A 21953-nucleotide genomic window follows, 5' to 3' on the forward strand; every position below is an offset into this window, starting at 1 on the left:
TGAGCCGCTGAGCCGCCGGGCGCCGTTCCGGGGCCGGTCCGGCAAAGCCCTCTGGTGGGACGGCAGTTGCTGGGATAGTTTCCGGCGCACATCTGTCTCACAGGGGAGAGTGCGCATGCGCAAGGCGCTCGGATGGCTGCTCGCGCTCACGGTGCTCATCGGCACCCTGGGCACGACGGCCGGCGCGGCCACCGCCGCGGAGCCCACCGACATCAAGGACCGGCTGCTGTCGATACCCGGCATGAGCCTGGTCCAGGAGAAGCCGTACCCCGGCTACCGCTACTTCGTGCTCGAATACACCCAGCCCGTCGACCACCGCCACCCGGACCGGGGCACCTTCCGGCAGCGGATCACCGTGCTGCACAAGGACACCAGCCGCCCCACCGTCTTCTACACCGGCGGCTACAACGTCTCCACCACCCCCTCGCGCCGTGAGCCCACCCAGATCGTGGACGGCAACCAGGTCTCCCTGGAGTACCGCTTCTTCACCCCCTCCCGCCCCGACCCGGCCGACTGGTCCACGCTGGACATCTGGCAGGCGGCCAGCGACCAGCACCGCGTGTTCCAGGCGCTGAAGGGGATCTACTCCGCCAACTGGCTGGCCACCGGCGGCTCCAAGGGCGGCATGACGGCCACCTACTACGAGCGCTTCTACCCCCGGGACATGGACGGCGTCGTCGCCTACGTCGCCCCGAACGACGTGGTGAACGACGAGGACTCCGCCTACGACCGGTTCTTCGCCCGGGTCGGCACCAAGGAGTGCCGGGACCGGCTGAACGCCGTACAGCGCGAGGCCCTGGTGCGCCGCGGGCCGCTGGAGAAGAGGTACGCCGCGTACGCCGCCGAGAAGGGCTACACCTTCGACACCATCGGCGGCCTGGACCGGGCGTACGAGGCGGTCGTCCTGGACTACGTGTGGGGCTTCTGGCAGTACAGCCTGCTCAAGGACTGCGACACCGTCCCGGCGGACGCGGCCACGGCGAGCGACGAGGCGATCTGGACCTCGGTCGACACCATCTCCGGCTTCTCCGCCTACACCGACCAGGGCCTGGAGCCGTACACCCCGTACTACTACCAGGCCGGCACCCAGCTGGGCGCGCCCACCATCCACTTCCCGCACATCGAACGGCGCCTGATCCGCTACGGCTACCAGCCGCCGCGCCAGTACGTGCCGCGCTCCATCCCGATGCGCTTCCGGCCGGCGGCGATGCGGGACGTGGACACCTGGGTGCGTCACCACGCCACGCACATGCTCTTCGTCTACGGCCAGAACGACCCGTGGGGCTCGGAACGCTTCCGGACGGGCGCCGGCGCCCGTGACTCCTACGTCCTGACCGCGCCCGGCATGAACCACGGCGCCAACGTGGCGGGTCTGGTCGCGGACCAGCGGCGCCTGGCCACGGCCCGCATCCTGGACTGGGCGGGCCTGCCGCCGGCCACGGTCGCCCAGGCCGAACCGCTGGCCCGGTACGACACGCGGCTGGACGTCCGGGACGCCGAGCGGGAGCCCGCGCTGCGGCCCTGAGTCAGTACGTGAGCCCGTACCCGACCGGGTACAGCACCCGCGCCGGGTCGTCCGCCCGCTGCACCGGCACCGGCAGCTTCCCGCGCGGTGCCACCCGGCCGGCGACGACCCGTGCGGCGGCGCGCAGTTCCACGTCCGTCCAGCCGTACGCGGCCAGGAAGGCCCGGACGGAGGGCAGGTGCGCGATGTCGTACGGGTTGCGGACCGCCACCACGGCGACCGGTCTGCCGGTCGCCAGCAGGCGGTCCACCAGGGTCCGCTGGGAGCTGCCCGCCGTCACGTTGTAGGTGGCCACGACCACCGCGTCCGCGTCCCGCGCCGCCGTGACCGCCCGGTCGACGGTCGCGGCGGAGGGCGCCGTGCCGGTGGACAGGGCCGTGGCGGTGAAGCCCAGTTCGGTGAGGGCGGCGGCCAGGACGCCGGTGGGCGGGCCGGTAGTCCCGGACGGGGAGGCCGGATCGGCGCCGACGACCAGGAGCCGGGGTACCCGGCGGCGGTCGAAGGGCAGGGTGCCGTCCTCGTTGACCAGCAGGGTGGTGGTCCGGTCGGCGATACGGCCGGCGGCGGCCAGATGGGACCTGGTGCCCACCGCGCGGCCGACGCCCGCCGGATCGGCCCAGGGCCGGTCGAACAGGCCGCGCCGGGCCTTCAGCCGCAGGATGCGCAGGACCGATGCGTCCAGCCGTTCCTCGGTCAGCTCGCCCTCCCGCACGGCCGTCAGCACCGCGTGCCACGCCACGTCCAGCGAGGGCGGGTTGAGCAACTGGTCCACACCGGCCCGGAGCGCCAGCACCGGCACCCGGTCGTCGCCGTACTTGGTGCGCACGCCCTGCATGCCGAGCGAGTCGGTGATCACGACACCGTCGTAGCCGAGTTCGCCGCGCAGGATGCCGGTGACGATCGGCCGGGAGAGCGTGGCCGGGTCGCCCGAGTCGTCCAGGGCCGGGAACTGGATGTGCGCGGTCATGACGGAGTCGATCCCGGCCGCGATCGCGGCCCGGAAGGGCACGGCGTCCAGCTCCTCCCACAGCCGCCGGCTGTGCGTGATGACCGGGAAGCCGTAGTGGCTGTCGACGGCGGTGTCCCCGTGGCCCGGGAAGTGCTTGGCGGTCGCCGCGACCCCGGCCGACTGATAGCCCTTCACCTCGGCGGCGACCAGCGCGGCGACCGCGTCCGGGTCGGCGCCGAAGGAGCGCACGCCGATGACCGGGTTGGCCGGGTTGACGTTCACGTCGGCGTCGGGCGCGTAGTCCTGGTTGACGCCCAGCGCGCGCAGCTCGGCACCGGAGATCCGGCCGAGCGTCCGGGCGTCGGAGCGGGAGCCGCCCGCGCCGAGCGCCATCGCGCCCGGGAAGAGGGTGGCGGGCCGGCCGATCCGGCACACCGCGCCGTGCTCCTGGTCGGTGGCGATGAGCACCGGCAGCCCGCGCGGCTGGTCCAGCGAGGCCCGCTGGATGCCGTTGGAGAGCGCGGCGATCTGCCGCGGGTCGCGGGTGTTGTGTGCCCAGGTGAAGTAGATGATGCCGCCGACCCGGTACTTCGCGATCAGCTCGGCGGCGGTGCGGACGCCGATCTCGGTCAGGTTGGCGTCGACGTCGGCCTGGTCGGGAGCGGTGGCGGAGTGGCCGTAGACCCGCATCACGAAGAGCTGGCCGACCTTCTCCTCCAGCGTCATGCGGGAGACCAGACCGCGCAGCGCGCGTTCGCCCGGGACGCCGTGGGCGGCGGCGTGCGCGCTCGCCGGTACGGTCAGCGCGGCGGTGAGGCCCGCGCTCGCGGCGAGGACGGCGCGTCTGGACGGCCGCGCGGTGTGTCCGGTGCTTCCTGAGCCGGTGTCGCTTCCTGTGCCGGTGTCGCTTCCCGTGCTGGTGTCGTGCACGTGCGCTCCTTCCAGAGGAGAACCGCTGAAGGAAACTTCCGAGGAATCACCAATATCCGGGAAGTTTCTTTCCGTCAAGGGAATGCACAGTAACCAGGAAGGGGCCACGGGCGGCGCATTCCCGGGGCGCGCGTCCGGCCCGCCACCGCGCACACCCCGCGGGCCGGTGCCCGGCCGGCCTCCGCGCCGCTCACGGCCCGGCGGGCTCCCCGGCGGCGGCCTCCCGCTCCCCGGCGGCGGCCTCCCGCTCCCCGGCGGCGGCCTCCCGCTCCCCGGCGGCGGCCTCCCGCTCCCCGGCGGCGGCCTTCCGCCCCCGCAGCCCGGGTGTCGTCGCGGCCACCGAGGCCACCGCCAGCAGACACAGCACCCCGCCGCTCACCAGCGCGGTCACGCCCGACGTCCAGCCGGCCAGCAGCCCGCCGCGCACATTGCCCAGGCTCGGGCCCGCCTGTCCGACGATGTGCTCCGCCGCCGTGACCCGGCCGAGCAGCGCGTCCGGGGTGCGGGTCTGCACGATCGTGGAACGCGAGACCACCGCCGTGGCGTCCGCCGCCCCGGCCACCACCAGCAGCGCCAGCCCGGCCCAGGCACTGGTGGACAGGCCGAACAGGACCAGGGCCGCGCCCCAGGCGGCGGACGCGCACAGCATCACCGGGCCCGGCCGGCCCAGCCGGGTCAGCGCACCGGACAGGCCGGTCGCAAGGACACCGCCCACCGCCAGCGCCGACAGGAACAGCCCGAGGGTGCGCGGATCACCGCCGAACCGCTCGGCGTTGACCAGCGGGAACAGGCTCACCGGGAACGACAGCACGGTGGCGGCCAGGTCGGTGATCAGCGCGCCGCGCACCACCCGGTGCCCGGCCAGGAACCGCAGCCCGTCCAGCGCGCCGCGCAGCCCCGCCCGGGACGGCTCGCCCTCCGGCGGCAGCGCGGGCAGCCCGAAGGCGCCGTAGAAGGCGAGACCGAAGCTCAGCGCGTCCAGCAGATAGCAGACGCCGATGCCGAACCAGCCCAGCAGCACCCCGGCCAGCGCGGGCCCGAGCAGCATCATCGACTGCGCGGTCACCTGTTGCAGCGCCAGCCCGGCGGCCACCTGGTCCCGTGGGAGCAGACGCGGCAGGAACACCCCGGCGGCCGGGGCGCCGAGCGCGCCGAACGTGGACTGCGCGGCGACCAGCAGCAGCACACCGGCCACCGGGACGTGCCCGGTGAAGCCCTGCACCGCGAGCGCCAGCGAGCAGACCGCCTGGCCGACGGTGGCCATCAGGAACAGCCGCCGCCGGTCGGCCCGGTCCGCCCACGCCCCGGCGAACAGTCCGAACACCACCAGCGGCAGCGCGTTGGCGAACCCGACCGCGCCGGTCCAGGCCGTGCTGTGGGTCATGTCCCACACCTGGTACATGACCGTCACCATGGTCATGAACCCGCCGAGCACGGACACGGTCCGCCCGATCAGCAGCCGCCGGAAGACGGGGGAGGCGCGCAGCGGCCGTACGTCGACGAGCGAGCGGGCAAGGCTCATGAGCGGAAGCGGGCGCAGGGCCCCGGGGGCGGGATCACCGGGGGAGGCTAGCCGCCCCTTCCGGCCGCCGCCAGCCGTTTTTCCCCTGGCAGCGGCCCCGCCCGGCCGGTTGTGCCGCCTCGCCCGACTGGTTACACCGCTCGCTCAGCCGGATTCGCCGCCCCGCCCGGCCGGTTGCGTCGCCCCGCCCGGCCGGTTACGCCGCCTCGCCCAGCAGCCGCAGCAGGTGCTCGCGGCCGGCGTCCAGCAGTCCGGGCAGCGGCGCGGCCGTCTCGTGCCAGCGCTTCTCGTACTCCCAGCACAGCCAGCCGTCCCAGCCGTGCCGGGAGAGCACGTCCACGCACTCGGCGAGCGGCAGCACACCGGCGCCGAGCGGCAGCGGGGTGGTGTCCTCGGCGGAGGCCACGTCCTTGACCTGGACATAACCCAGGTGCGGGGCGAGGGCCGCGTAGCTGTCCGCCGGCTGCTCGCCGCCGAGCCAGGTGTGCAGCACGTCCCACAGCGCGCCCACCTGCCGGTGCCCGACCGGGCCGAGCACGCGGATCGCGTCGGCGCCGGTGCGGTGCGAGTCGTGGGTCTCCAGCAGGATGCGGACGCCGAGCGCGGCGGCGTCCTCGGCGGCGGTGCCGAGCCGCCGGGCGGCGACCGCGTCCGCCTCCTCCACGGGCAGGTCGGCCCCGGCGCCCGGGAAGACCCGGACGAAGGGCGCTTCCAGGTCGTGGGCCAGCCGCAGCAGGTCCCGCAGCTCCGTCAGCACGGGCGCGTCCTCGCCCGGGGCGGCCACCCGGACGTACCCGGCCAGGCCCGGCAGCCCGACCCCGGCGGCCCGGAACCGGGCGGCGACATCGGCGCGTTCGGCGGGGCCGAGGCCCGGGTGCACCGGCTCCTCGGGGTGGGCGCGCAGCTCGACGCCGTGGTAACCGTGCGCCGTCGCGAGCGCGAGGACCTCCGGGACGGGCAGACCGGGGACACCGAGAGTGGAGAACGCCAGCTTCATGACATCGGAACGTACCCGCCAGCCCCCCGGCCATGCCCCCACCGGCCCCGGCACCGCGAGCCGGCCCGACCGCACCCGGCCCTGTCCGCCACGCGTCCCGCTCAGGAAGCCCGCGGCGCCGGTCACGGGTGCTGTACGTCACCGTCCCGTTTCAGGACGCCCGCGGCGCCCCCGTGGACCCCCGCACCATCAGTTCCCCGCGCGCCGAGGCGACCCCGCCGGGCGGGGGTTCCTCGCGGGCCATGGCGATGCGGCCGGCCCGGGCGCCCGCCTCGGACAGGGGCAGGCGGACGGTCGTCAGGGACGGCACCACGTCGATGCTGAACGGCAGGTCGTCGAAGCCGGCCACGGAGACGTCCTCGGGGATGCGCAGCCCGGACTCGCGCAGCGCGGCGCAGGCGCCGAGGGCGACGGTGTCGTTCGCGGCCACGATCGCCGTCAGGGACGGATCGCGGCGCAGCAGCTCCAGCGTGGCCTCGTAGCCGGACCGGCGGTCGTAGCGGGCGTACACCGTCCAGCGCGGGTCCTCCGCGACGCCCGCCGCCGCGAGGGCCGCGCGGTGGCCCTCCAGCCGGTGCCGGGTGGTGGTGCGTTCCGCGGGGCCGGCGATGTAGCCGAGCCGGCGGTGGCCGAGGCCGAGGAGGTGGCCGGTCAGCGCGCGGGCGCCGCCCCGGTTGTCGAAGGTGAGCGCGACGGCCCCGGTGTCCGGTGCCGGCGGGCGCCCGCACAGCACCACCCGGGTCCCGGCGTCCGCCAGCTTGCGCAGCTTCGCCGCCACCGCCGCCGTGTGCGGCGCGTGCTCCGCGGCCCCGCCGGTCAGCACCACGGCCGCGGCCCGCTGCCGCTGGAGCAGGGTGAGATACGTCAGCTCGCGCTCGGGCGAGCCGCCGGTGTTGCAGACGACCGCCAGGCGCTCGCCGCCCGCGCGCCCGCCCGGTCCGCCGATCTCGCCCTGGATCGCGCTCGCCATGATCCCGAAGAACGGGTCGGCGATGTCGTTGACGAGGATGCCGACCAGGTCGGAGGTGGCCGCGGCGAGCGCGCTGGCGGGACCGTTGAGGACGTAGTCCAGCTCGTCCACGGCCCGCAGCACCCGCTCGCGTGTGGCGGCCGCCACCGGGTAGTTGCCGTTCAGCACGCGCGACACCGTCGCGGGGGAGACCTGGGCGCGGGCCGCCACGTCCGCCAGGGTCACGGTCATCTCGTCGTCCTCCGGTCACGGGTCGGGCAGTCGCCCCTCGCAGGCGAACCGGGCTCGGGCCCCGGTTCCGAGCAGACCTTACGGCCATGGCGTGCAGGTGTTCGCCACCTCGGACAACTCCCCCTGGAACACGGTCTTGTACAGACCACGGGCAGAGGCTAGCTTCTCCTCGATAGAAAGCGCTTGCTACGGCGGCTCACGAAGGGAACTTGACGTGACACGCAAGACGGTGCGTATCGCCATGAACGGCGTGACCGGGCGCATGGGCTACCACCAGCACCTCGTCCGGTCGATCCTCGCCCTGCGCGAGCAGGGCGGCCTCGACCTCGGCGACGGCACCGTGCTCTGGCCCGAGCCCATCCTCCTCGGCCGCCGCGAGCACGCCCTGCGGGAGATCGCCGGGCGGCACGGCCTCGACCACGTCTCCACCGACCTGGACGCCGTCCTCGCCGACCCGGACGTCGACATCTACTTCGACGCCCAGGTCACCTCCGCCCGCGAGGAGGCCCTCACCAAGGCGATCACCGCCGGCAAGCACGTCTACACCGAGAAGCCCACGGCCACCGGCCTGGAGAGCGCGCTGCGGCTGGCCCGCCTCGCCCGGCACCAGGGCGTGAAGCACGGCGTCGTCCAGGACAAGATCTTCCTGCCGGGCCTGCTGAAGCTGAAGCGGCTCCTGGACGGCGGCTTCTTCGGCCGTGTGCTGTCCGTGCGCGGCGAGTTCGGCTACTGGGTCTTCGAGGGCGACTGGCAGCCCGCCCAGCGCCCCTCCTGGAACTACCGCGCCGAGGACGGCGGCGGCATCGTCACCGACATGTTCCCGCACTGGGAGTACGTGCTGCACGAGCTGTTCGGCCGGGTGACGTCCGTGCAGGCCCTGGCCACCACCCACATCCCGCAGCGCTGGGACGAACAGGGCAAGCCCTACGACGCCACCGCCGACGACGCCGCCTACGGCATCTTCGAGCTGGAGGGCGGCGCCATCGCCCAGATCAACTCCTCGTGGGCCGTGCGCGTGCACCGCGACGAACTCGTGGAGTTCCAGGTCGACGGCACCGAGGGATCGGCGGTGGCCGGCCTGCGCACCTGCCGCGCGCAGCACCGCGGCACCACGCCCAAGCCCGTGTGGAACCCGGACCTCCCCGCCACCGAGGTCTTCCGCGACCAGTGGCAGGAGGTGCCCGACAACACCGTGTACGACAACGGCTTCAAGGCCCAGTGGGAGCTGTTCCTCAAGCACGTCTACGCCGGCACCTCCTACCACTGGGACCTGCTGGCCGGCGCCCGCGGCGTCCAGCTCGCCGAACTGGGCCTGAGGTCCTCCGCCGAGGGCCGCCGCATCGACGTGCCGGAGATCGCCCTGTGACTCTCCAGCTCCCGTCCGCCGACGGCACCCTGCGCCGCTACGACCCGCGCACCGACCCGCCGTCCCACCACGCCGGCGCCCCCTTCACCTCCCGTACGGTCTTCGCGGCGGCCCATGTCGTCGCCGACCCGTACGCCGACGTCTCGCCCGACTCGCCCGCCGCCGTCGACTGGGACGCCACCCTCGCCTTCCGCCGCCACCTGTGGGCGCACGGGCTCGGCGTGGCCGAGGCGATGGACACCGCGCAGCGCGGGATGGGCCTGGACTGGGCGGGCGCGGCCGAGCTGATCCGGCGCAGCGCGGCCGAGGCGCGCGCCGTGGGCGGCCGCATCGCCTGCGGCGTCGGCACCGACCAGCTCACCGCCGGCGGCCCGGCCGCGATCCGCGCCGCCTACGAGGAACAGCTCGCCGTGGTCGAGGAGGCCGGCGCACAGGCCGTCCTCATGGCGTCCCGCGCCCTGGCCGCCACCGCCGGCGGCCCCGACGACTACCTGGAGCTCTACGGCGGGCTGCTCCGCCAGGCCGCCGAACCCGTGGTCCTGCACTGGCTGGGCCCGATGTTCGACCCGGCCCTGGAGGGCTACTGGGGCTCGTCCGACCTGGACGCGGCCACCGAGACCTTCCTGGAGGTCGTCGCCGCCCACCCGGACAAGGTCGACGGCGTCAAGATCTCCCTGCTGGACGCCGGGCGCGAGGTGGAGGTGCGGCGCCGGCTGCCGCGGGGCGTGCGCTGCTACACGGGCGACGACTTCCACTACCCCGAGCTGATCGCGGGCGACGAACAGGGCTTCAGCCACGCCCTGCTCGGCGTCTTCGACCCGCTGGGCCCGCTGGCGGCCCAGGCGGTGCGGGTCCTGGACACCGGTGACGTCCAGGGCTTCCGCGCCCTGCTCGACCCCACCGTGGAGCTGTCCCGCCACCTGTTCCAGCCCCCGACCCGCTTCTACAAGACGGGCGTGGTCCTGCTGGCCTGGCTCGCCGGCCACCAGAGCCACTTCACCATGGTCGGCGGCCTCCAGTCGGCCCGCTCCCTGCCGCACCTGGCCCGCGCCTACGAACTCGCCGACGGCCTGGGCCTGTTCCCCGACCCCAAACTGGCGGAGGAGCGGATGAGGAACCTGCTGAGCCTGTACGGAGTGGACCAGTGACCCGGGACCTCGCGCGGCTGTCCGTCAACCAGATGACGGTCAGACAGCTCTCGCTGCCCGAACTGACCGACGCCTGCGCCCGGTCGGGCATCGGCCACGTGGGCCTGTGGCGGGAACCGGTCCGGGCGTACGGCGTCGAGGCGGCCGCCAAGCTGGTCCGCGACGCCGGTCTGACGGTGACGACCCTGTGCCGCGGCGGTTTCCTCACGGCCGCCGATCCCGTGCGGCGGGCCGAGGCGCTCGGCGACAACCGGGCGGCCGTCGACGAGGCCGCCGCGCTCGGCACCGACACCCTGGTCCTGGTCTGCGGCGGTCTGCCGGCGGGCGACAAGGACCTGCGCGGTGCCCGGGAGCGCATCGCGGACGCCCTCGCCGTCCTCGCCCCGTACGCGGGCGAACGCGGCGTACGCCTCGCCATCGAGCCGCTGCACCCGATGTACGCGGCCGACCGCTGTGTGGTCTCCACCCTCGCCCAGGCCCTGGACCTCGCCGAACGCTTCCCCGCCGGCCAGGTCGGGGTGACCGTGGACACGTACCACGTCTGGTGGGACGACCAGGCGCCCGCGCAGATCGCCCGGGCCGGCGCGGGCGGCCGTCTCCACGCCTTCCAGCTCGCCGACTGGACCACCCCGCTGCCCGAGGGCGTCCTCAACGGCCGGGGCCAGCTCGGGGACGGCGCGATCGACCTGCGGGAGTGGAAGGGGCACGTGGAGGCGGCCGGCTACACCGGGCCGATCGAGGTCGAGCTGTTCAACGAGCGGCTGTGGGCACGCGACGGCCGCGAGGTGCTGGCGGAGACGGCCCGGCGGTTCGTGGAGCACGTCATCCGCTAGCGGGGAACGCCGAGGGGGCGCCTCCGCGAGGCCGGGGCGCCCCCTCGCACGTCCGGTCCGTGCCGTCGGCTGGAAGCCGGTGAGAAGCCGGCTAGAAGAACACCCCGCAGCGCAGCAGCACGTTCGCGTACGGCCGGGCCTCTCCGGTGCGCACGACCAGCCGGGCCCCGGCCGACAGCTCCTTCAGCCGCGCGTGCGGCACGAGCGCCAGCTCCGGGAAGCGGCCCGCGAGCAGCCCGGCCGCCGCCGGATTGGCCGCCCGGACCTCCTCGGCCGCCGTGGCGCCCTCCACGACCAGTTCGGCCAGCAGACCGTCCAGGACCTCCGCGAACGACGGCACGCCGGCCCGGAACGCCAGGTCCACGACACAGGGCCCGTCCGGCACCGGCATGCCCGCGTCACAGACCAGCACCTCGTGCCCGTGCCCGAGTCCGGCCAGCGCCCCGGCCAGCCGGCGGTTGAGGATGCCCGCCTTCTTCACCGGTCCGCCCCGGGCGCCGGCGCGTCCCCGGGGCCGCCCAGGGCCTCGACCTCCTCCGCCGTCGGGTACGACTCCTGCGCGCCCCGCCTGGTCACGGCCGCCGCGCCCACCCGGGCCGCGTAGGCCGCCGCCCCGGCCAGGTCCGCACCGGCGCCCAGCCGCCAGGCCAGCGCGGCGGTGAACGCGTCGCCCGCGCCGGTCGTGTCCACCGCGGCCACCGCCACCGACGGCACCCGGGTCACCCCCGAACCGTCGCCCACCAGCGCTCCCCGGGCGCCCAGCGTCACCACCACCGACCGCGGACCCCTGGCCAGCAGCAGCCGCGCCCACTCCGCGGGATCGTCGCCCACCGGGGCACCGCCGAGGATCACCCGGGCCTCGTGCTCGTTGACGATCAGCGGATCGCAGGCCGCCAGCACCTCGGCGGGCAGCTCGCGCGGCGGGGACGGGTTCAGCACGAACCGGCTGCCCGGCGCCAGGCACCGTACGGTCTCCACGACCGTCTCCAGCGGGATCTCCAGCTGCGCCGACACCACCCGGGAGGCGCGGACCAGGCCGGCGGCCGCCCGGACGTCGGCGGGCAGCAGCCGGGAGTTGGCGCCCGGCGACACCACGATGCTGTTGTCGCCCTCCGGGTCCACGGTGATCAGCGCGACCCCCGTCGGGGCGCCGCCCACCAGCACGCCCGCCGTGTCCACCCCGGCCGTGCGCAGGGAGTCCAGCAGCAGCCGGCCGTGGCCGTCGTCGCCGACCCGCGCCAGCAGCGCCGTACGGGCCCGCAGCCGGGCCGCCGCGACCGCCTGGTTGGCGCCCTTGCCGCCCGGGTGCACGGCCAGGTCGCCGCCGAGCACCGTCTCGCCGGCGGCCGGCCGCCGCTCGACGCCGATCACCAGGTCGGCGTTGGCCGATCCCACGACCAGCAGGTCGTAGTCGTACATCAGTTGACTCCCTGTCGGATGACGCCGGGCGGACCGGCCCCGGCACCGCTGCCGGGGGCCGGCCCGCCCGGCGTGGCGTGTCAGCCGGTGAAACCGGCCACGTTGTCCTTCGTGACCACCTTCACCGGCACCTTCACGGTCGGCTCCACCTTCCCGCCCCGGACCGCCTTCAGGGCGTTGTCCACGGCGATCCTGCCGAGCTGCGACGGCTGCTGGGCGACCGACGCGTACAGCGTGCCGTCCTTGACCGCGCTCAGACCGTCCGGGGTGCCGTCGAAGCCGACCACCTGCACCGACCGGCCGGCCTTGGCACCGAGCGCCTTGATCGCGCCGAGGGCCATCTCGTCGTTGGCGGCGACGACGCCCTGCACGTCCGGGTGGGCCTGGAGCAGGTTCGACATCACGTCCAGGCCCTTGGCGCGGTCGAAGTCGGCGGGCTGCTGGGCCAGCACCCGGATGCCCGGATAGGCCTTGAGTCCCTTGGCGAACCCGGCCGCCCGCTCCCGGGCCGCCGACGTGCCCGCCTGGCCCTGGAGGATGACGATCCGGCCGGAGCCGCCCAGCTTCTCGGCCATGGTCTTCGCGGCCAGCTCACCGCCGGCGACGTTGTCGGAGGCCACCAGGGTGGCCACGGAGGCGTGGTTGACGCCCCGGTCCACGGCGACCACCGGGATGCCCGCCGTACCCGCGGCCTTGACGGTGTTGCCCGCCGCGTCCGAGTCCACCGGGTTGACGACGATCGCGTCCAGACCGGAACTGGTGAAGTTCTGGAGCTGGTTGGCCTGCTGCGAGGCGTCGTTCTGGGCGTCGGTCACGGTCAGGTCCACGCCCCGCTTCCGCGCCTCGGCCTGGGCGCCGGCCCGGATCTGCACGAAGAACGGGTTGTTGAGCGTCGACAGGGACAGCCCCAGCCGCGGGTTCGCGGACGCGGCGGCCCCGCCGTGCAGCAGGGAGGTCGCGCCGACCACGGCGACGGTGACCACGGCCGCGAGCGCGTACGTCACCGCCTGCCGGCCCTTCGGCCCGCCCGCGCCGGCCGCCACCGGGACCGCCCCGGCCTTGCGGCGCACGGTGTCCAGCAGCACCGCCAGCGCGATCACGACACCGATGACGACCTGCTGCCAGAACGCCGACACCGACAGCAGGTTGAGGCCGTTGCGCAGCACCGCCAGGATCAGCGCGCCGATCAGCGTGCCGGACGCCTTGCCGGTGCCGCCCGCCAGCGAGGCACCGCCGATGACGACCGCGGCGATCGCGTCCAGTTCGTAGCCGTCGGCGGCCTGCGGCTGCGCCGAGGACAGCCGGGCGGCCAGCACCACGCCCGCCACCGCGGCGAACAGCCCGGACAGCGCGTACACCGCCAGCTTCTGCCGCTGCACCCGCAGCCCGGACAGCCGGGCGGCCTCCTCGTTGCCGCCGATCGCGTACATGGACCGCCCGATGTAGGTCCGCCCGAGCACCAGCGCCGCGAGCAGTCCCATCACCACCATGACCAGCACCGGCACCGGAAGCCAGCCGCCGAGCGTGTCCCCGAGGTGGGAGACCGAGCCGGGCAGCGCGATGGGGGAGCCCTGCGAGATCACCAGCGCCAGACCGCGGCCCACCGACAGCATGGCCAGCGTCGCGATGAACGGCGGCAGCTTGCCGTAGGCGACGAGGAAGCCGTTCACCAGGCCGGCGGCGATGCCCGTGGCGACCGCCAGCACCACCGCGAGCGCCACCGGCACCCCGTGCGAGGTGGCGCTCCAGGCCAGCACCGTCGCCGAGAGCGCGGCCACCGAGCCGACGGACAGGTCGATGCCCGCGGAGACGATCACGAACGTCACGCCGAAGGCGAGGACCGCCGTCACGGCCGCCTGGACACCGATGTTCAGCAGGTTGTCCGTGGTCAGGAAGTCGCCGGACAGCGCCGACAGGGCGATCAGGAGGACGATCAGCGCGGTCAGCGCGCCGTTGTCCAGGAGCAGTCTGCGCAGGGCCCCCGGGGCGCCACTCGCGCCCGGCCGGCTCTTGAGCGTGTCAGTGGCCACGGGGGGCCTCCTTCTCGGTGGTGGGGGTGGAGACGGCGAGGGACATCACCGCGTCCTGCGTGGCCTGGCCGGCGGACAGCTCGCCGGCGATCCGGCCCTGGGCCATCACCAGCACCCGGTCGCTCATGCCGAGCACCTCGGGCAGATCACTGGAGATCATCAGGACGGCGGCGCCGGCGGCGGTGAGTTCGTTGATCAGCTGGTAGATCTCGACCTTGGCGCCGACGTCGATCCCGCGCGTGGGCTCGTCCAGGATCAGCACCCTGGTGTCGGCCAGCAGCCACTTGCCGATGACGACCTTCTGCTGGTTGCCGCCGGACAGGGTGCGCACCCGCTGGCCGAGGCCCGCCATGCGCACGCCCAACTGCCCGGCGATCCGCCCGGCGGCGGCGCGCTGCGCCGCGCGGTCCACGAGTCCGGCCCGGGTGGCGGCGCGCAGCGTCACCAGGCCGAGGTTCTCCTCGACGGACGCGTCCAGCACGAGCCCCTGGCCCTTGCGGTCCTCCGGCACCAGGCCGATCCCGGCCGCCATGGCCGCGTTCACGTCGTGCCGCCTGACCTCCGCACCCGAGACCCGCACCGCACCGCGGTCGTACGGGTCGGCGCCGAAGACGGCCCGCGCCACCTCCGTCCGCCCGGCTCCCACGAGCCCCGCGATGCCGACGACCTCCCCGGCGTGCACCTCGAAGCTCACGTCGTGGAAGACGCCGTCCCGGGTCAGCCCCTCCACGGACAGCAGCGGCTCGCCCTTCCCGGGCCGCTGCCGCGGGTACTGCTGCTCTATGGAGCGGCCCACCATCAGCCGCACCAGGTCGTCCTCGGGCGTGGCGGCGGGCACCTGCCCGACACTGCGGCCGTCCCGGATCACGGTGACCCGGTCGCCCAGCGCGGCGATCTCCTCCAGATGGTGGGTGATGAAGACGACGCCCACGCCGTCCGCGCGCAGCGACCGCACGATCCCGAAGAGCCGGTCCACCTCCTCCGAGGTGAGCACGGCGGTCGGCTCGTCCATGATGAGCACGCGCGCGTCCAGGCTGAGCGCCTTGGCGATCTCCACCATCTGGAGCCGCGCGATGCCGAGTTCCCGCACCCGCGCGCGCGGCGAGACGCTGACGCCGACCCGCTGCAACAGCGTGGCGGCCTCGGCCTCCATCCGCTTGCGGTCGATCATCCCGAAGCGGCGCGGCTGACGCCCCAGGAAGATGTTCTCGGCGACGGTCAGATCGGGCACCAGGTTGAACTCCTGGTAGATGGTGGCGATCCCGAGCCGTTCGGCGTCCTGCGCCCCGTGGACGCGCACCTCCTCGCCGCCGACCAGGATCCGGCCGGCGTCGGGGGTGTAGGCACCGGAGAGCATCTTGATGAGCGTGCTCTTGCCGGCGCCGTTCTCACCGAGCAGCACATGGACCTCGCCCCGGCGCAGATCGAAGTCGACGCCGTCGAGCGCGACCACGCCGGGGAAGGTCTTGCGTATGCCCTCGATGCGCAGCAACTCGTCCGGGTTGCTCACGACGTGCTCCTTTGCACTGGGGAGGGGGACTGCGGGCGGCCGGGCGGCTCGCCGCACGAGCGGCGCACGACGAGCCGGGCGGGCAGCGTCACGGAGCGCGGGGTGCGCCCCTCGATCCGGTCCACCAGGGCCCGCACGGCGGCCCGGCCCAGCTCGCCGGTCGGCTGGGCGATGGCGGTGACCGGCGGGTCGGTGTGCACGAACCACGGGATGTCGTCGAACGCGGCCAGCGCGATGTCGTCCGGCACGCGCAGCCCGCGCGCGCGTACGGCGTCCAGCGCGCCGAGCGCCATCAGGTTGTCGGCGGCGAAGACGACCTCCGGCGGCTCGGGCAGGTCCAGGAACCCCTCCGTGACCCGCCGCCCGCTCTCGGCCTGGAAGTCGCCCTGGCCTATCAGGGCGTCCGGGAGCGGCAGCCCGTACTCGGCGAGGGCGGCCCGGAAGGACTCCACGCGCTCGCTGCCGGTCGTGGTCGCGGCGGGCCCGGCGATGATCGCGAGCCGCCGGTGCCCGAGCCCGTACAGGTGCGCCACCAGATCCCGTACGGCCGCCCGCCCGTCCGCCCGGACCACCGGCACGTCCACGCCCGGGATCCACCGGTCCACGAACACCATGGGGGTCCCGGCCCGGGCGGCGTCGAGCATCAGCGGCGAGCCGCCGTCGGTCGGCGACACCAGCAGGCCGTCGATCCGCCGGTCGAGCAGGTTGCGCACGTGGTGGTCCTGCAGCTCGGGCCGCTCGTCGGCGTTGCCGATGATCACGCTGTAACCGAGCGCCCGGGCCTCTTCCTCGACCGAGCGGGCCAGCTCGGTGAAGTACGGGTTCAGCACGTCGCTGATGACCAGGCCGAGGGTCAGGGTCTGGTCGGTCCGCAGGGACCGGGCGACGGCGTTGGGCCGGTAGCCCAGGGCCGCCACGGCGCGCAGCACGCGGGCGCGTGCGTCGGCGCTCACGGACGGGTGCTCGTTGAGAACCCGCGAGACCGTGGCGACGGACACGCCCGCCGCCGCGGCGACGTCCTTGATGCTCGCCATCGCCGGCTCCACCTCCTCGTGGCTGCGTGGAATCGATTACACGCTCGCTCCACAAGGATTGGAATCGATTACACGAGCTACGGCAAGACCCTCCCGGCATCCCGAAACCGGATCGTGACCGAGGAGGGGCGGGACAGGATCCGACCTGCCCCGCCCTGGGCCGCTCTTCAGCCGACCGGCGAGCGGTCCGGCGGCCGCCTGCTCACTGGCCGGTGAACAGGTCGGTGGCCTGGGCGGCGTGGACGGCCCGCTTGGTCCAGAGCTCCAGTTGACCGAGGTCCCTGGACGCCTCGACACGCTCGCGGACGTGTGCGGGCACGGGGATGCCGCGCCACTCCAGGATGCGCAGGATCATCAGGGGCATGATCTCGAGCCGGCCTTGCTCAAAGCCTTTTCGCCAGCCTTGCTCCCGCCAGTACTCCAGGGCTTCCTTCCGGCCCTGCTGCCGTCCTTCCTCGCGTACCTGTTCAGCCAGCGGGTGTCGCCAGAAGTACTGGATCGGCATCGTGAGGTCCTTGAGTCGAAGAACTGCGTGTCCGGGGCGGCCCGGGGACGTGAGCCTGGCGGCCGCCTGCTCACTCGCCGGTGAACAGGTCGGTGGCCTGGGTGGCGTGGGCGGCTCGGTCGGCCCAGAGCTCCAGTTCGTCGAGGTCCCTGGACGCTTCGACGCGCTCACGGACGTCTGCGGACACCGGGATGCCGCGCGACTCCAGGAAACGCAGGATCATCGCGGCCATGGTCGCGACCTGGCCTTGCCGCAGCCCTTCCTCGCGCCCTTCTTCGCGCCCTTCCTGGCGCACCTGTTCAGCCAGCGGGTGTCGCCAGAAGTACTGGATCGCCGTCATCAGATCCCTCCACATCTGCTTCGCCTGGGGGTCGGCCAGGCATGAGTCGACGAACTGCACGAAGACCGCGGCACTGTCGGAGTCGATGGTCCGCAGGGCGGAAGCCAGGGACTCCAGTATGGCCGGGGCCTGCGGGCCACGCCCGTGTGTCATGGCCGAGAGCACCGCGAGGGGGACGTCCCGTTCCGCCTGCCGCTCTTCCGTGATCACCGGCACGTTGTCCGGGCCCAGTACCAGCGGACGCACGGTCAGCGACTCCCATCCCGGAAAGCCGAGCCGGATCGGCTGTGAGGCCCATTTCGCCGTGGCACTGCTCTGGGTGATGACGATGAGCACAGGCTCACAGCGGTACTTCTCGTACAGGTACGACAAGTAGTAGGGCCAGCTGCCCCGTTTGCGGTCGTCCGTCTTCCCCTGCGACTCGACCACGAGGAGATACGTGCCCTCGTCGGTCTCCGCCCGCAGCAACGTGTCCACCCGGCGTTCGACGGGCTCGATCTCCGTCAGGTCCACGTTCAGCGCCGCGATCTCCCGGGGCTCCGGGAAGGGCACGTGCAGCACCCGCTGTAGCGTCCGCGTCAGCAGCGCCGGATCCTTCTGGAAGATCCGGTGCAACGCCTCGTGCGACGAGCCGACCATCAGCTCTCCTTTCGTACGACAGGCCCAACGAGCCGGGTCGCCGCAGGTTGCCTCACCCGTGCGTGTCACGGTTCCACCGGACCGGACCCGGTCTACGGGTGGGAGCGGGAAGCTGCCGTGTCGTCTCGCGGCCTACCGCGCCCGGCGCCCGGGCTGGGGCGGTGGACCGGCGTGTGCGGCCGGTGGGAGGAGTGCCGGGTCCGGCGGCCGTACGCCCGGCCGCCGGGGGATCTCAGCGGCGGACCGCGAGGGCCGCGCCCAGCAGGCGGGCCAGGACCTCCACCAGGCGGATGTCCCCCTTGCGGAGGTCCCCGGGGCTGGGCGCGTCCACGCACAGGACGCCGAACGCGTCCTTGCCGGCGGCCGTGATGGTGGCGGTGATGTAGGTCTTGTACGAGTCCGTCTCGGGGCGGAGTTCCGGGGCCAGCGCGTCGACGTTCTCGACGAACGTGCTCTTGCGGTCGTCCATCAGCTTGAGCAGGGACGCCCCGCGCGCCTGGTCCTCGCGGAACACCGTCCGCGGTGCCTCCGCCCGGCCCACCCACAGGCCGGCCAGGCACTTCATCTCCCGGACGCCGGTGCCCGCGGACGCCGGGTCGATCTCCAGGACGCAGGCGCGGGTGTTCTCCGGCCCGATGAGCTTGGCCGTGAGGGAGACGATGGCCTGCTTCATCTGCTGCTGTAGCGGACTGCGCGCGCTCTTGCTGTTCGCGCTGACGATCTCGCCGATGTGGTGGACCAGCACCGTGAGCACGTCTTCCATGGCGCCGCGGGCGCGCTCGGCGGCGACCTTCGCGGCCTGCTCGGCGGTGACCAGGTCGCGCCGGGCGGCCGTCGCCTCCCGCCGGGACATGATGACGGTGGCCACCGTGGCCACCACGCCGACAGCCATGATCGCCATGGCTGTCCATATCGGCAGTTTCAGGCCGAGACCGAGGACGATCGGCGCTACGTAGGTGACGACGCTCAGGGAGCCCATCGTCGCCGTGCCCCAGCCGACCCGTAATCCACTCGAGGACATAGCGACGGAGCCTACACGCGCAGTTAGGCCATGTGGGTGCTTCCGCCGTTTCGGGGACTGTGTCACCGGGTATCAATACGGTGACGGAAGGTGTCCGGATCGTGACCGTCGAGCAGACGGCTCGTTCAGGGACGATGTCAGCTTGTTGAGCCGAACCGACGGCCAATCCGTAGGCCATACCGTCGGGTTGAGGCTGACAAGCCATCAGCCGAGACTGTACCGTCAACGCTTGGAGGGCGCATGCCGACCCAGAACGGCGGGAGCCACCCGTCCTCCGAGTCGAACCCGGGGGGGAACGCCAGCATGAGTGCTGCGCACAGTGAGGTGTGGAGCGGGGTCGTCTTAGACACGGACCCGGCGGTCCGGGAGTTCGAGAGAGACCCGGCCGAGTACATGGAGCGGAAGGCCACGGCGCTCCGCTCCTTCGACTTCGAAAGCGTACGGGCCAGCCTCAGCGACACGGGCCGTGAACAGCGAGGCGCGCTGCTCCGGCGCGTGATGTCGTTCCTGTCCCCCGGCGACAAGGCCCAGAAGAAGGCCGGCTGAAGCGGGCGGGACGCGTCCCGGGCCCGCCGTCAGCCCGTCCCGGCGGTGTGGACGACCTCCTGTTCCCACTCCTCGCGCGGCTGGGTGTGCAGCCGCCAGTAGTGCTCGGCGATGACGTCCGGGTCGAAGGGCGTCCCGGGGGCCACCGGACCGTCGATGGTGACGCTCGCCGCGTGCACGCCGGCCGGGCCGTACTCCTGGTCCAGCAGGTCCACCAGGGTCCGTACGCCGGCCTTGCCCAGGGAGAGGCTGACGTACCGCGGCTTCGGCCGGGGCATCCCGCCGGTGACGAGGAAGGTGCCGCTGCCGCGCGCGGCCATCGCCGGCAGGACGTGCGCCGCCGCCGTGATCGCGCCGGCCACGTTCACCGACCACGCCTCCAGGTGCTGGGCCACGGACAGCTCGCCGAGCGTGTCCGGGCGGATGAGGGCCGCGTTGTAGACCACGACGTCCGGCAGGCCGGTCTCCGCGATCACGGTGTCCAGCGCGGCACCGAGGGCCGCCGCGTCCGTGCTGTCGGCCGTCAGCGACAGGACCGGCACGCCGGCGGGCGCGAGGGCGGCGGCCGTCACCTCCAGGGTCTTCCGGGACCGGGCCACCAGTGCGACCGGCAGGCCCTCGCGCGCGAAGCGGCGGGCTACCGACCGGCCGATTCCCGGTCCCGCTCCGATGATCACTGCTCCCGGCATGGGTGCTCCTTCGTCGTCGTCGATCCGGCGACGGAAGACTAGAGTCTCTCATCGGTGTGAAGGTCAACTCCGGTCGGCGGCGGGCCCGTTCCCGGCGGGCCGGGCGGGAGGGCACATGCGGATCGGAGCCTTGGCGGACGCGACCGGGGTGAGCCCGCGGCTGCTGCGCTACTACGAGGAACAGGGCCTGCTCCGGCCGGTCCGGCGGCCCAACGGCTACCGCGCGTACGCCGAGACGGACGTCGCCACGGTCGGGCGCATCCGCGCGCTGCTCGCGGCGGGCCTGCCGACCGCGGTCATCGGGCGCATCCTGCACTGCGTCCACGACGACGGCGAACGGCTCGTCACCACCGGGTGCCCCGGCGTGCTCGACCGCCTGCGCCAGGAGCACGTCCGGATGGAGGCCACGATCACCCAACTCCGCGCCGCCCAGCGCGCCCTGGACACCCTCCTGACCCCGCCCCCGCCACCCCCGGCCGCTCCCGGCGAACACCCCTGAGCCCACCACCGGCCCACCACTGACCCGAGCCACCCACGAAACGGACGCCGGCCCGGGGGCGGCCTGCCCGGGGCCGCCTGCCTGGGGCCGCCTGCCTGTGGCCGCCTGTCCGGGGTCACCCGCCTGTGGTCGCCCGCTCGGAGCCGCTCGTTCGGAGGCACCCGTTGGGAGCCGCCCGCCCGGGGACATCCGCCTGTGGCCGCCCGTCCGGGGCGCCCGCCGGGAGCCGCCCGCCCGCGAGCCTCCGTCCGGGGCCGTCCGTCTGGGGGCGCCTGCCTGGGGTCGCCCGTGCGGGGCCGCCTGCCCGCAGGCGCCCGCTCGGAGCCACTCGCCGGGGCCGCCCGCCTGGGGCCGCCTGCCTGTAGGCGCCCACTCGGGGTCGCCCGTGCGGGGGCGCCTGCCTGGAGCCGCCCGTCCGGAGGCACCCGGTCGAGGCCGCCCGTCCGGAGCCGCTCGCTCGGAGCCGCCCGCCCGGAGTCACCCGCTTGCGGCCACCCGCCGGGAGCCACCCGCCCGCGAGCCCCGCCCGGGGCCACCCGCCTGGAGGCAGTCCGCCTGGGGCCGACTACCCGCAGGCGCCCACTCGGAGCCACGCCCGGGCCACCCGCCCGGAGCCGCCCGCCCGCAGATCCAGGCACCCGCAGATCCAGGCACCCGCAGATCCACGCACCCCCACCGACGCGGTTCGGCCGGTGGCCGGCGGTCCGTGGTCGTCAGGCCGTGTCGAGGGCCTCCGTGATCTTTCGGGTCATGGCGGTCACGGCCGGGCCGGGCTCGCCGCGGCCGGAGCGTGCGGCCGTGTCGACGGCGACGAGGACGGTGTCGCGGAAGTCGGCGGCCTGCGCCGGGTCCTGTCGGCCGAGCAGGCGCATGGCCTCGGTCAGCGCCGGCAGCACCCGGTCGGCCAGTTCCGCGACCGACGAGCCGTTCAGGCCGGTGATCCGGGTCTTCTCGGCGAGCACATGGCCGACCGGGCCGGTCGCGGACGCCAGCGCGATACTGCCCCGGGTGGCGGCCCGGTGCGGCGAGCCGGCCGCGTCGGCGGCGGCCAGCAGCGAGACCGCGCCGTACGCGGCGGTCCGCAGGGTCTGCTTGTCCTGGTCGGTGAGGGTGACGGACATGGTGGTGTACTCCTCGGTCGGGTTCCTCGCGGGCCCCGGCCGGGACCCGCGCCGCCTGTCTTCCGGCTGCTGGACCAGAGCCTGCGCCCGCCCGGTTTCACCGCGGCCTCAGCGCGCTTTCAGCCCGCT

General features: G+C 74.0%; 20 protein-coding genes. 6 read left to right on the forward strand and 14 right to left on the reverse strand.

Going from position 1 to position 21953, the window contains the following annotated elements; genetic code table 11:
- Positions 1 to 115 precede the first annotated feature (115 nt).
- On the forward strand, positions 116 to 1525 hold the full coding sequence (locus ACZ4SV_RS27765) for a S28 family serine protease (protein ID WP_468007302.1): 1410 nt from the start codon (positions 116 to 118) through the stop codon (positions 1523 to 1525).
- Position 1526: 1 nt separating this feature from the next.
- On the opposite strand, the gene ACZ4SV_RS27770 is transcribed toward ACZ4SV_RS27765, so the two are convergent.
- From ACZ4SV_RS27770 to ACZ4SV_RS27785, 4 genes are all read right to left on the reverse strand, one after another.
- Positions 1527 to 3404 (reverse strand): glycoside hydrolase family 3 protein, encoded by a 1878-nt coding sequence (locus ACZ4SV_RS27770; protein WP_468007304.1) that lies wholly within the window; start codon positions 3402 to 3404, stop codon positions 1527 to 1529.
- Positions 3405 to 3594: 190 nt separating this feature from the next.
- Entirely contained in the window at positions 3595 to 4926 is a 1332-nt protein-coding gene (locus tag ACZ4SV_RS27775) for an MFS transporter (protein WP_468007306.1), read from the reverse strand.
- Between the two features lie 196 nt (positions 4927 to 5122).
- The gene (locus ACZ4SV_RS27780; protein ID WP_468007308.1) at positions 5123 to 5923 is read right to left on the reverse strand and encodes a sugar phosphate isomerase/epimerase family protein; all 801 of its coding nucleotides are present in this window, start codon (positions 5921 to 5923) and stop codon (positions 5123 to 5125) included.
- Positions 5924 to 6074: 151 nt separating this feature from the next.
- On the reverse strand, positions 6075 to 7124 hold the full coding sequence (locus ACZ4SV_RS27785) for a LacI family DNA-binding transcriptional regulator (protein ID WP_468007310.1): 1050 nt from the start codon (positions 7122 to 7124) through the stop codon (positions 6075 to 6077).
- A gap of 214 nt (positions 7125 to 7338) precedes the next feature.
- On the opposite strand from ACZ4SV_RS27785, the gene ACZ4SV_RS27790 reads away from it, so the two are divergent.
- From ACZ4SV_RS27790 to ACZ4SV_RS27800, 3 genes are read left to right on the forward strand one after another with little or no spacing between them, the layout of a single operon-like run.
- Complete coding sequence (locus ACZ4SV_RS27790) at positions 7339 to 8490, forward strand: Gfo/Idh/MocA family protein (RefSeq protein ID WP_468007312.1); 1152 nt, start codon at positions 7339 to 7341, stop codon at positions 8488 to 8490.
- The gene (locus ACZ4SV_RS27795) at positions 8487 to 9638 is read left to right on the forward strand and encodes a dihydrodipicolinate synthase family protein (RefSeq protein ID WP_365880359.1); all 1152 of its coding nucleotides are present in this window, start codon (positions 8487 to 8489) and stop codon (positions 9636 to 9638) included. The genes ACZ4SV_RS27790 and ACZ4SV_RS27795 overlap by 4 nt, the downstream gene beginning before the upstream one ends.
- Positions 9639 to 9670: 32 nt before the next feature.
- Positions 9671 to 10471, forward strand: a complete 801-nt coding sequence (locus ACZ4SV_RS27800) for a sugar phosphate isomerase/epimerase family protein (RefSeq protein ID WP_468007355.1) — start codon at positions 9671 to 9673, stop codon at positions 10469 to 10471.
- Positions 10472 to 10562: 91 nt separating this feature from the next.
- On the opposite strand, the gene rbsD is transcribed toward ACZ4SV_RS27800, so the two are convergent.
- The 8 genes from rbsD to ACZ4SV_RS27840 all read right to left on the reverse strand — a co-directional run bounded on the left by rbsD (position 10563) and on the right by ACZ4SV_RS27840 (position 18969).
- Positions 10563 to 10952 (reverse strand): D-ribose pyranase, encoded by a 390-nt coding sequence (gene rbsD / locus ACZ4SV_RS27805; RefSeq protein WP_365880361.1) that lies wholly within the window; start codon positions 10950 to 10952, stop codon positions 10563 to 10565.
- Positions 10949 to 11890: a ribokinase gene (locus tag ACZ4SV_RS27810; protein WP_365880363.1), complete on the reverse strand. Its 942-nt coding sequence runs from the start codon at positions 11888 to 11890 to the stop codon at positions 10949 to 10951. Before ACZ4SV_RS27810 ends, rbsD begins: the two co-directional genes overlap by 4 nt.
- Positions 11891 to 11970: 80 nt before the next feature.
- Positions 11971 to 13920 (reverse strand): ABC transporter permease/substrate-binding protein, encoded by a 1950-nt coding sequence (locus ACZ4SV_RS27815; protein ID WP_468007315.1) that lies wholly within the window; start codon positions 13918 to 13920, stop codon positions 11971 to 11973.
- Entirely contained in the window at positions 13910 to 15430 is a 1521-nt protein-coding gene (locus ACZ4SV_RS27820) for a sugar ABC transporter ATP-binding protein (protein WP_468007317.1), read from the reverse strand. The genes ACZ4SV_RS27815 and ACZ4SV_RS27820 overlap by 11 nt, the downstream gene beginning before the upstream one ends.
- On the reverse strand, positions 15427 to 16464 hold the full coding sequence (locus ACZ4SV_RS27825; RefSeq protein WP_397939707.1) for a LacI family DNA-binding transcriptional regulator: 1038 nt from the start codon (positions 16462 to 16464) through the stop codon (positions 15427 to 15429). Before ACZ4SV_RS27825 ends, ACZ4SV_RS27820 begins: the two co-directional genes overlap by 4 nt.
- Positions 16465 to 16666: 202 nt before the next feature.
- The gene (locus ACZ4SV_RS27830) at positions 16667 to 16969 is read right to left on the reverse strand and encodes a hypothetical protein (RefSeq protein WP_468007319.1); all 303 of its coding nucleotides are present in this window, start codon (positions 16967 to 16969) and stop codon (positions 16667 to 16669) included.
- A 70-nt stretch (positions 16970 to 17039) separates the two neighbouring features.
- Positions 17040 to 17948: a hypothetical protein gene (locus tag ACZ4SV_RS27835; protein ID WP_468007321.1), complete on the reverse strand. Its 909-nt coding sequence runs from the start codon at positions 17946 to 17948 to the stop codon at positions 17040 to 17042.
- Between the two features lie 232 nt (positions 17949 to 18180).
- Positions 18181 to 18969 (reverse strand): hypothetical protein, encoded by a 789-nt coding sequence (locus ACZ4SV_RS27840; protein ID WP_468007323.1) that lies wholly within the window; start codon positions 18967 to 18969, stop codon positions 18181 to 18183.
- 303 nt (positions 18970 to 19272) lie between these two features.
- Here ACZ4SV_RS27840 and ACZ4SV_RS27845 point away from each other — a divergent pair, with 303 nt between their 5' ends.
- Positions 19273 to 19515 carry a hypothetical protein gene (locus ACZ4SV_RS27845; protein WP_365871497.1) on the forward strand — a complete coding sequence of 81 codons (243 nt, stop codon included), beginning with the start codon at positions 19273 to 19275 and terminating at the stop codon, positions 19513 to 19515.
- A gap of 29 nt (positions 19516 to 19544) precedes the next feature.
- Here ACZ4SV_RS27845 and ACZ4SV_RS27850 read toward each other — a convergent pair whose 3' ends face one another.
- The gene (locus tag ACZ4SV_RS27850; protein ID WP_468007325.1) at positions 19545 to 20204 is read right to left on the reverse strand and encodes an SDR family NAD(P)-dependent oxidoreductase; all 660 of its coding nucleotides are present in this window, start codon (positions 20202 to 20204) and stop codon (positions 19545 to 19547) included.
- 115 nt (positions 20205 to 20319) lie between these two features.
- Between ACZ4SV_RS27850 and ACZ4SV_RS27855 the strand changes: the two genes are divergently transcribed.
- Positions 20320 to 20703, forward strand: a complete 384-nt coding sequence (locus ACZ4SV_RS27855; RefSeq protein ID WP_468007326.1) for a MerR family transcriptional regulator — start codon at positions 20320 to 20322, stop codon at positions 20701 to 20703.
- Between the two features lie 713 nt (positions 20704 to 21416).
- Here ACZ4SV_RS27855 and ACZ4SV_RS27860 read toward each other — a convergent pair.
- Positions 21417 to 21824 (reverse strand): hypothetical protein, encoded by a 408-nt coding sequence (locus tag ACZ4SV_RS27860; RefSeq protein ID WP_468007327.1) that lies wholly within the window; start codon positions 21822 to 21824, stop codon positions 21417 to 21419.
- Positions 21825 to 21953: the final 129 nt, after the last annotated feature.

The sequence above is a fragment of the Streptomyces sp. NPDC027672 genome (assembly GCF_055566335.1).

Bases quoted from the DNA above. Each gene is read 5' to 3' on its own strand.
- ACZ4SV_RS27765 (WP_468007302.1), top strand. From the start codon at position 116: ATGCGCAAGGCGCTCGGATGGCTGCTCGCGCTCACGGTGCTCATCGGC.
- ACZ4SV_RS27775 (WP_468007306.1), bottom strand. From the start codon at position 4,926: ATGAGCCTTGCCCGCTCGCTCGTCGACGTACGGCCGCTGCGCGCCTCC.
- ACZ4SV_RS27780 (WP_468007308.1), bottom strand. From the start codon at position 5,923: ATGAAGCTGGCGTTCTCCACTCTCGGTGTCCCCGGTCTGCCCGTCCCG.
- ACZ4SV_RS27785 (WP_468007310.1), bottom strand. From the start codon at position 7,124: ATGACCGTGACCCTGGCGGACGTGGCGGCCCGCGCCCAGGTCTCCCCC.
- ACZ4SV_RS27800 (WP_468007355.1), top strand. From the start codon at position 9,671: ATGACGGTCAGACAGCTCTCGCTGCCCGAACTGACCGACGCCTGCGCC.
- ACZ4SV_RS27810 (WP_365880363.1), bottom strand. From the start codon at position 11,890: ATGTACGACTACGACCTGCTGGTCGTGGGATCGGCCAACGCCGACCTG.
- ACZ4SV_RS27825 (WP_397939707.1), bottom strand. From the start codon at position 16,464: ATGGCGAGCATCAAGGACGTCGCCGCGGCGGCGGGCGTGTCCGTCGCC.
- ACZ4SV_RS27830 (WP_468007319.1), bottom strand. From the start codon at position 16,969: ATGCCGATCCAGTACTTCTGGCGACACCCGCTGGCTGAACAGGTACGC.
- ACZ4SV_RS27835 (WP_468007321.1), bottom strand. From the start codon at position 17,948: ATGGTCGGCTCGTCGCACGAGGCGTTGCACCGGATCTTCCAGAAGGAT.
- ACZ4SV_RS27840 (WP_468007323.1), bottom strand. From the start codon at position 18,969: ATGTCCTCGAGTGGATTACGGGTCGGCTGGGGCACGGCGACGATGGGC.
- ACZ4SV_RS27845 (WP_365871497.1), top strand. From the start codon at position 19,273: ATGAGTGCTGCGCACAGTGAGGTGTGGAGCGGGGTCGTCTTAGACACG.
- ACZ4SV_RS27850 (WP_468007325.1), bottom strand. From the start codon at position 20,204: ATGCCGGGAGCAGTGATCATCGGAGCGGGACCGGGAATCGGCCGGTCG.
- ACZ4SV_RS27855 (WP_468007326.1), top strand. From the start codon at position 20,320: ATGCGGATCGGAGCCTTGGCGGACGCGACCGGGGTGAGCCCGCGGCTG.
- ACZ4SV_RS27860 (WP_468007327.1), bottom strand. From the start codon at position 21,824: ATGTCCGTCACCCTCACCGACCAGGACAAGCAGACCCTGCGGACCGCC.